This window comes from Vibrio sp. D173a (assembly GCF_030248475.1).
This window is the reverse complement of record NZ_JAHGAH010001297.1, coordinates 1-1,001: the sequence shown is the minus strand read 5'-3', so window position 1 is coordinate 1,001 and position 1,001 is coordinate 1. Positions and strand designations below refer to the sequence as shown.

General features: G+C 45.0%; 1 protein-coding gene. It reads right to left on the bottom strand.

Going from position 1 to position 1,001, the window contains the following annotated elements; all coding sequences use genetic code 11:
* A partial coding sequence (locus KIV40_RS32955; protein ID WP_285353586.1) for a transporter substrate-binding domain-containing protein occupies positions 1–1,001 on the bottom strand: 1,001 nt, incomplete at both ends.

The window sequence follows — 1,001 nt, the reverse complement described above, 5'->3', positions numbered from 1 at the left end:
TGCGTTTCACTAGCTGTCCATGAAGCGCGTCAGTGTGAGCAAATTCATACAACTCTAAGTAAGGAACTCGGCGCATGTCCTCTTTTGCAATTTTTCTGTTTGGGTTTAACCATTTATTATCAAGGTAGCTGCGCTGCTCCTGACTGATATTCGCTATAGCTAAGTTAATGATCTCAACGACATCTTGGTCACCTTTCTGCATCAGAATATGATAATTAGATGGGAAGTGCTCCACCAGCTCAGAGATCCCCTCATGAAGCTTCATATCGACTAAGAAATACTGTTGAATCGCGGACTTCAAAATCGCCGAGCTATCCAAGAAACCGTCAACTTCTCCTGCCTTTAAAGCATTAACACTGTCGTTGATATTGGAAAATTCAACCAGATCAATTTGTGGGAATCGAGCTCTAAATTCCGGGATAATCGACCAGCCCGATAGAATCGCCAAACGCTTACCATTGAACTCATTCAAAGATTCAACTTTCCCAAAACCTTTGTTGGCTATGATAGCGAAAGGCAGTTGGTAAATTGGATCACTAAACGCCCCTGTCGCATAACCTTGATTATTGTTCTGCAGTGAATGAAGCACATCGAGTGATCCATCCGTGTACTGCTGCAATAACTCATTCCAAGTAAAGCCGTTAATGAACTCGAATTTTAAACCCGTAGAGCGAGACAGCTCTTTAAGTAGGTCAATTGCGTAGCCTCTTGGCTCGCCCGAAATAGCGTAATCCATTGGGCCCCAAGCGGTTTGGTTAGAGACTTTTAGTGAGCGTGTGTTCTCAACAAGCTGACGCTGCTCCGCTGTCAATTCTAACTTTGCTGCGGGTGGCATTTCGTCTGAAAAATCGGGCGCTAAGTTGGTCGCGGTAACTTCCCCATTGCGACGGAACACAAACGCTTCCACTCCGGTGCTGGCTCCTGAACTGGCCAATATGCCTTTCATTTTATCTGACAGAGACGACAGTAAGACATCAACACCTAAAACAAGTTGGTGGTCC